The organism is Steroidobacter sp. (assembly GCF_016790065.1).
Classification (GTDB): Bacteria; Pseudomonadota; Gammaproteobacteria; order Steroidobacterales; family Steroidobacteraceae; genus Steroidobacter.
This window is the reverse complement of the sequence record NZ_JAEUPY010000477.1, coordinates 1-5,526: the sequence shown is the minus strand read 5'-3', so window position 1 is coordinate 5,526 and position 5,526 is coordinate 1. Positions and strand designations below refer to the sequence as shown.

Below are 5,526 nucleotides of genomic sequence, written 5' to 3'. Positions count from 1 at the left end.
CGCGGCAATCTGCTTCGAGTGATGCGAGCTGTAGAACGCACGGCCACACGTTTGCAGCAGGCGACGGCGCCGTCGCTCGCGACCATCGAGCAGTTGGATCGCGGCCAAGATCGGCCGTCGTTGTACTAAGGACAGAAAGATGAGCAGGGGACGGCACTACATCTGGTTGGCGGCGTGGTTCATTGTGGCCACGACATCGTCGGTCACATCATCGGCCAGCGCCGCAGAGCTGGGCCCGAGCATCGATGCCGTGTTCGCCAAATGGGACACGACGACCACTCCCGGGTGTTCCGTCGCAGCGGCCAAGGACGGCGTCACCGCGCATGCCCGCGGCTATGGGCTCGCCAATATCGAGCACGATGTGCCGAATCGCGCCGACACCGTGATCCACATTGCGTCGGTCTCGAAGCAATTCACGGCCGCGGCGATCGGCATGCTGGCTCTCGAACGACGTCTGTCCTTGTCGGATTCGGTTCGCAAGTACGTGCCAGAGCTACCGGCCGTCACACAGCCCATCACGATTGCTCATCTCGTGCATCACACCAGCGGCTTGAAAGACTTTAGCGACCTGATGGACGTCGCCGGCTGGCGCTACTACCAAGATTTGGTCACCACGGAAGATGCTATGAGCGTACTGGTCAAGCACCGGTCGCTCTGGTTCGAACCCGGTTCTCGCTATCAGTACAACAACTCGAACTATTTACTGCTCGGAGTGATCGTCAAACGCATCACCGGTAGCTCACTACGTGACTTTGCGCGTGAGCGAATCTTCGAACCGCTCGGCATGCGCGACACGCAATTCCGCGACCACTTCGCTCAGATCGTGCCCAGATCGGCGAGCGGATACTCGCCCACGGCGGACGGATTCGAAACCAGCCTCACCAACTTCAGCACCGACGGTTACAGCAGCGTGCTGACCACGGTGCAAGATCTGATGAAATGGGAAGAGAATTGGTACAGCGCCAAGGTCGGCGGCCGAGCGCTGTTCGATCTGATGCTGACGCGCGCGCCATTGAACGATGGGTCGCCGAATAAGTATGCCTTCGGCGTGGTCGTTGACTCGTATCGCGGCTTGCAGATCGTCGAGCACTCCGGTGGCGACGCGGGTTACGCGTCACATCTTCTGCGTTTTCCCGAACGACATGTCAGCGTTGCCGTGCTCTGCAATGCCAACAACGCAGGTGCTCACGAGTTAGCGCTGCGGACGGCTGAGGTCGTGCTCGGTCTGCAAGCTGAAGCCGCTAAACCCAAGCCGGCCCCGGCAGCGAAGCCGGCTATGTCATCGCGAGCGCTGACAGCCGCCGAGCTACAGCGATACGTCGGCACGTATCGGAGCGACGAAATCGACGCGCCGTTTCGGGTCGACGTGGTCGACGGGCGGCTGGAATTACGGTCGATCAAGTTCAAGGCGGCTCTGAGCCAGAGCGCCGATAACACCTTCAAAGCGGGCTGGCACGAAGTGGCGTTCGACATTACCAAAGGCGGCGCTGTCACCGGGTTCCGGCTTGGCTCCGCCCAGTATCCGCTCGCTCACTTCACTCTGGTCAACACAGTTCATTGAGGTCGATATGAAACCAACGACAACTACCAAACTTTGGCTCTCCCTGGGGTTGGCCACGACGCTGACGAGCGGCTGTTCCGAGCGCGCCGAACACGATGACCTGAAACCGGCGGCGGCCAACGTTGCGGCCCAGCCGGCTACGTCGCCCGAAGAATTCGCCAAGGCGCTCGAAAAGCTGATGGCGGGTGAAGGCGGCGAGGGTGGCTCGGGCGGCACCTACGACAATGGCAAATTGGTCATCCATCCCTGGAACGGTCCACAGATCCAGACGGCTCTCAGCGGCAATTCGTTTCGTCGTGGCGAGGACATCGCCATCGACTTCAAGGCGGACGGCACGTTCACCGGCGTCGAGCATCCGTGGGTAAAGGCGGATGCGGCGGTGTGTGAGCAGGCCGGCAATGCGCCGGGCTACGAGGTCCATGAGGGCCAGTGCAAGCAGCGAACCGAGGTGAAATTCAACGACGGGCGCTGGACAGTCAGGGGCGGCCAGCTATGCACCACGCCGGCGTTGCCTCAGGCCGCCGAGAGTCTGGAATGCACCCAGGTCTTCGTCGCCATCGACCGAATTGCGTTGTTCAGCCCGGACGGCGCGATGCTGAGCAAAGGCATCGAGCTGAAGAAAGGCCACGGCACGCCTTGATTCTGGTGCGGGACGGGCTATGGTTCGTCCCGCTTCCAGATGGGACGCAGTGACTGACGGTGAGTGCGATGACGTTGAAGACAGTTCGAGCCGCGATGCTCTTGGCCGCGACGGCACTATTCGCGTTGCCGGCCCAGGCGGCTGACGACAAGCAAGCCAAGGTGGATGCGCTGTTCGCCGACTGGGGCAGCACCGCGACGCCGGGCTGCTCCGTGGCCGCGACCCAGGACGGTAAGCTGCTTTACAGCCGTGGCTATGGCATGGCGAACTTGGAATACGACGTGCCCAACCGGGCGCGCACCAAGTTCCACGTCGCGTCGGTCTCGAAGCAGTTCACCGCGGCCTCGATCGCACTGCTGGTGCTCGAAAAGAAAATCTCGCTGGACGATCCGGTGCGCAAGTACGTTCCGGAGTTGGGCGACTTCGGTACGCCCCTGCTGGTGCGTCACCTGGTCCATCACACCAGCGGGCTACGCGATCATTGGGAGATCTTGGATTTCTCCGGCTGGCGCTACTCGCATGACCTGATCACGGATGACGATGTGCTGAGCGTGCTCAGTTTGCAGAAGCGGCTGGGGTTCGCGCCGGGTGCCAAGTATCAATATTCGAACAGCAATTACCTGCTGATGGCCAAGATCGTCGAGCGGGTCAGCGGGCAGTCGTTGCGTGAGTTCACGACGGAGCGCTTGTTCAAGCCGCTGGGCATGAACGACACCCACTTCCGCGATGACTTCACCGAGATCCAGCGGGATTTCGCCTATGGCTACGGGCGTGAGGCCGGCGTCTTCAAGACCAGCGTCACCAACTTCAATACCGTCGGTGCGACCAGCTTGCTCACCACGGCGGAAGATCTGATGCGCTGGCAGGAGAACTTGCGCAGCGGCCGTATTGGCGGTCAGGCGTTCATTGCTCAGATGCTGGAGCGTGATCGGCTCAACGACGGCTCGCTCAACGATTACGCGTTCGGTGTCGTGCACGGCGAGTATCGAGGCCTGAGAACGGTGGGGCATTCCGGCTCCGACGCGGGCTATCTGAGCCAGCTCATCGGCTTTCCAGAGCAGCGCTTCGATGTGGCGGTGTTGTGCAACGTCAACGAGGTCGATACCGGCAAGCTGGCACGCGGCATCGCTACGATTTATCTCGGCGAGCTGATGAAGCCGGAGCCGGCCGATAAGAAGGCTGGGGCGCGTGAGCTCACTCTCTCGGCTCGCCAGCTTCAAGACCGGATCGGCATCTACTTGAGCAATCGCGCGACTCGTGCGCTGATCGTTGAAACGCGCGACGGCCAGCTTCACGCCACCGCAGGCGAGTACGGCCTTGATCTCATCGCACGCAGCCCGCATCGCTTCGAAACCCGGAAGTCCGGCAGCACGCTGGAGTTTTCGCGTGAGGCGGGTTCGTCGCAGCGAGTGACCACTCAGTTCGGCGATGAAACTCAAGTCTATGAGCGAGTGCCAGCGTTCGAGCCCACCGCCGGTACTTTGCAACAGTACGCCGGGCGCTACGAGAGCGATGAGGTCGATGCGCCGTTCTACCTGTGGGTGCAGGACGGTGAGCTGCAGCTGCGGTCCATCAAGCTCCGTCAGCGTCTCCGCGCCATCACTCAGGAGATTTTCATCGGCGACTGGATGAGCATCCGCTTCACGCGCGATCAAGGCCGGATCACGGGGTTTGAGTTCGGTCAGGGCGACGATGCCCGCTACGTTTTCGTCCGCAGGCCGTGAGCTCGAACGCCTAGTTGGTGGTGGGCGTCGGTGCTGGAAAAGGTGGCACCAGCGCCCACTGCAACTGGCATTGGTATGCCGGAGCCTGATCGTCTAAGGTAGACCCCAGCTGACAAATGCCGGGGGGCGCATGAACAAGAATGTAATTTGTCTTTGGTACACCGACGGGGCCGAAGACGCGGCCAAGTTCTACGCGAAGACTTTTCCTGACAGCGCCGTGAAGGCGGTCCACAAAGCTCCCAGCGATTTTCCTGGTGGCAAGGAAGGCCAGGTGCTCACCGTCGAATTCACCGTCGCCGGCGTGGCTTGCCTCGGCCTGAATGGCGGCTCCGCTTTCAAACAGAGCGAAGCGTTTTCATTTCAGATCCTCACCGAAGATCAAGCCGAAACCGATCGCTACTGGAATGCCATCGTCGGCAACGGCGGCACCGAAAGCGCCTGCGGCTGGTGCAAAGACAAATGGGGCCTGTCCTGGCAGATCACCCCTCGCGTACTGATCGAAGCCACCACCGATCCCGATCCCGCCGTCGCCAAGCGCGCGTTCGCGGCGATGATGGAAATGGGGAAGATCGATGTCGCGGCTATCGAGAAGGCTCGGCGGGGGTAGGTGCGGCTGGTCGCGCTCATTGAGTTAATGCTGCATGCGAAAGATCGTGCTGATGATGTCGGTCTCGGTGGATGGCTTCATCGAAGGGCCGAACCGCGAGCTCGATTGGTCCAGCGGCGGCGACGAGTTCCACGAGCATGTCGACGAATTGCTCGGCGCCATGAGCGTGTTCATCAATGGCCGGGTTGTTTACCAACTCATGGCCGACTACTGGCCGACGGCCGACTCGGATCCCGCCTGTGCTCCTCATGTGGCCAGGTTCGCCCACATCTGGCGAGAGATGCCGAAGATGGTGTTCTCGCGAACACTAACGCGCGCCGACTGGAATACCACCATCCACCGGGAGATCGTTCCCGCGCAGCTCCGCGAGCTTCAATTACAGCCCGGCGGCGACATGGTTGTCGGCGGCGCCGAGCTCGGCGCGGCCTTCATGGAACATGATCTGATAGACGAATATCGCATCTATGTTCATCCCGCGGTGATCGGCCGGGGCAGGCCGTTGTTTCGTTGCCCGGACAAAAAACTCGCGCTGCATCTTGCGGAGACGCGGGGGTTTGGGAGTGGTGTGGTGTTGCTTCGCTATGAGCGTGGCGCGCAATAGCGGGATCACTTCAAATTTCAGTTGATTGCAAACTGTGGCAACGGCGCGTCATCCATTGCGTGTAATGATCTTCGGGCCACCCTCCTGCGCACGATCGATGCTCTCGCCTAGATTGGCCTTAGCCATCGGTAATAGTCCAGAAATCAGTGTTCAGAGAAATTAGTTCGACATAATCCGAGTGTCGTCGTGGTAACTCGATCAGGCATCGATAGCGAACAACGGACTAGCGCAGTCAGTGGATAGGTTCCTCTTCTCTTAGTAAGCTTCGCTTGGGCAGTGACGGTCGTGCAATCGGTCTAATCGGCGCCCATGAGACGACGTGAATACAACGTAGATAAAACGTAAGAGTGCACTGTGAATCTTATTTCGATTCTACCCTCTGCAGACGTCGTC

General features: G+C 60.5%; 6 protein-coding genes. 5 read left to right on the top strand and 1 reads right to left on the bottom strand.

All coding sequences use genetic code 11. The features are described 5' to 3' along the window. Positions 1-139 precede the first annotated feature (139 nt). The 5 genes from JNL55_RS19675 to JNL55_RS19655 all read left to right on the top strand — a co-directional run bounded on the left by JNL55_RS19675 (position 140) and on the right by JNL55_RS19655 (position 5,133). On the top strand, positions 140-1,561 hold the full coding sequence (locus tag JNL55_RS19675) for a serine hydrolase (protein WP_293857595.1): 1,422 nt from the start codon (positions 140-142) through the stop codon (positions 1,559-1,561). Between the two features lie 7 nt (positions 1,562-1,568). Continuing rightward, positions 1,569-2,201, top strand: coding sequence for a hypothetical protein (locus tag JNL55_RS19670; protein ID WP_293857592.1), 633 nt, complete (start codon positions 1,569-1,571; stop codon positions 2,199-2,201). A 95-nt stretch (positions 2,202-2,296) separates the two neighbouring features. Beyond that, positions 2,297-3,925 carry a serine hydrolase domain-containing protein gene (locus JNL55_RS19665; RefSeq protein WP_293857589.1) on the top strand — a complete coding sequence of 543 codons (1,629 nt, stop codon included), beginning with the start codon at positions 2,297-2,299 and terminating at the stop codon, positions 3,923-3,925. A 130-nt stretch (positions 3,926-4,055) separates the two neighbouring features. Then, complete coding sequence (locus JNL55_RS19660) at positions 4,056-4,532, top strand: VOC family protein (protein ID WP_293857586.1); 477 nt, start codon at positions 4,056-4,058, stop codon at positions 4,530-4,532. A 34-nt stretch (positions 4,533-4,566) separates the two neighbouring features. Further along, on the top strand, positions 4,567-5,133 hold the full coding sequence (locus JNL55_RS19655) for a dihydrofolate reductase family protein (protein WP_293857582.1): 567 nt from the start codon (positions 4,567-4,569) through the stop codon (positions 5,131-5,133). Between the two features lie 48 nt (positions 5,134-5,181). Here the strand turns inward: JNL55_RS19655 and JNL55_RS37485 are convergent, their stop codons facing one another. Beyond that, positions 5,182-5,259 (bottom strand): type II toxin-antitoxin system prevent-host-death family antitoxin, encoded by a 78-nt coding sequence (locus JNL55_RS37485; RefSeq protein WP_415923119.1) that lies wholly within the window; start codon positions 5,257-5,259, stop codon positions 5,182-5,184. Between the last annotated feature and the right edge of the window lie 267 nt (positions 5,260-5,526).

Bases quoted from the DNA above. Each gene is read 5' to 3' on its own strand.
- JNL55_RS19675 (WP_293857595.1), top strand. From the start codon at position 140: ATGAGCAGGGGACGGCACTACATCTGGTTGGCGGCGTGGTTCATTGTG.
- JNL55_RS19670 (WP_293857592.1), top strand. From the start codon at position 1,569: ATGAAACCAACGACAACTACCAAACTTTGGCTCTCCCTGGGGTTGGCC.
- JNL55_RS19665 (WP_293857589.1), top strand. From the start codon at position 2,297: ATGCTCTTGGCCGCGACGGCACTATTCGCGTTGCCGGCCCAGGCGGCT.
- JNL55_RS19660 (WP_293857586.1), top strand. From the start codon at position 4,056: ATGAACAAGAATGTAATTTGTCTTTGGTACACCGACGGGGCCGAAGAC.
- JNL55_RS19655 (WP_293857582.1), top strand. From the start codon at position 4,567: ATGCGAAAGATCGTGCTGATGATGTCGGTCTCGGTGGATGGCTTCATC.
- JNL55_RS37485 (WP_415923119.1), bottom strand. From the start codon at position 5,259: ATGGCTAAGGCCAATCTAGGCGAGAGCATCGATCGTGCGCAGGAGGGT.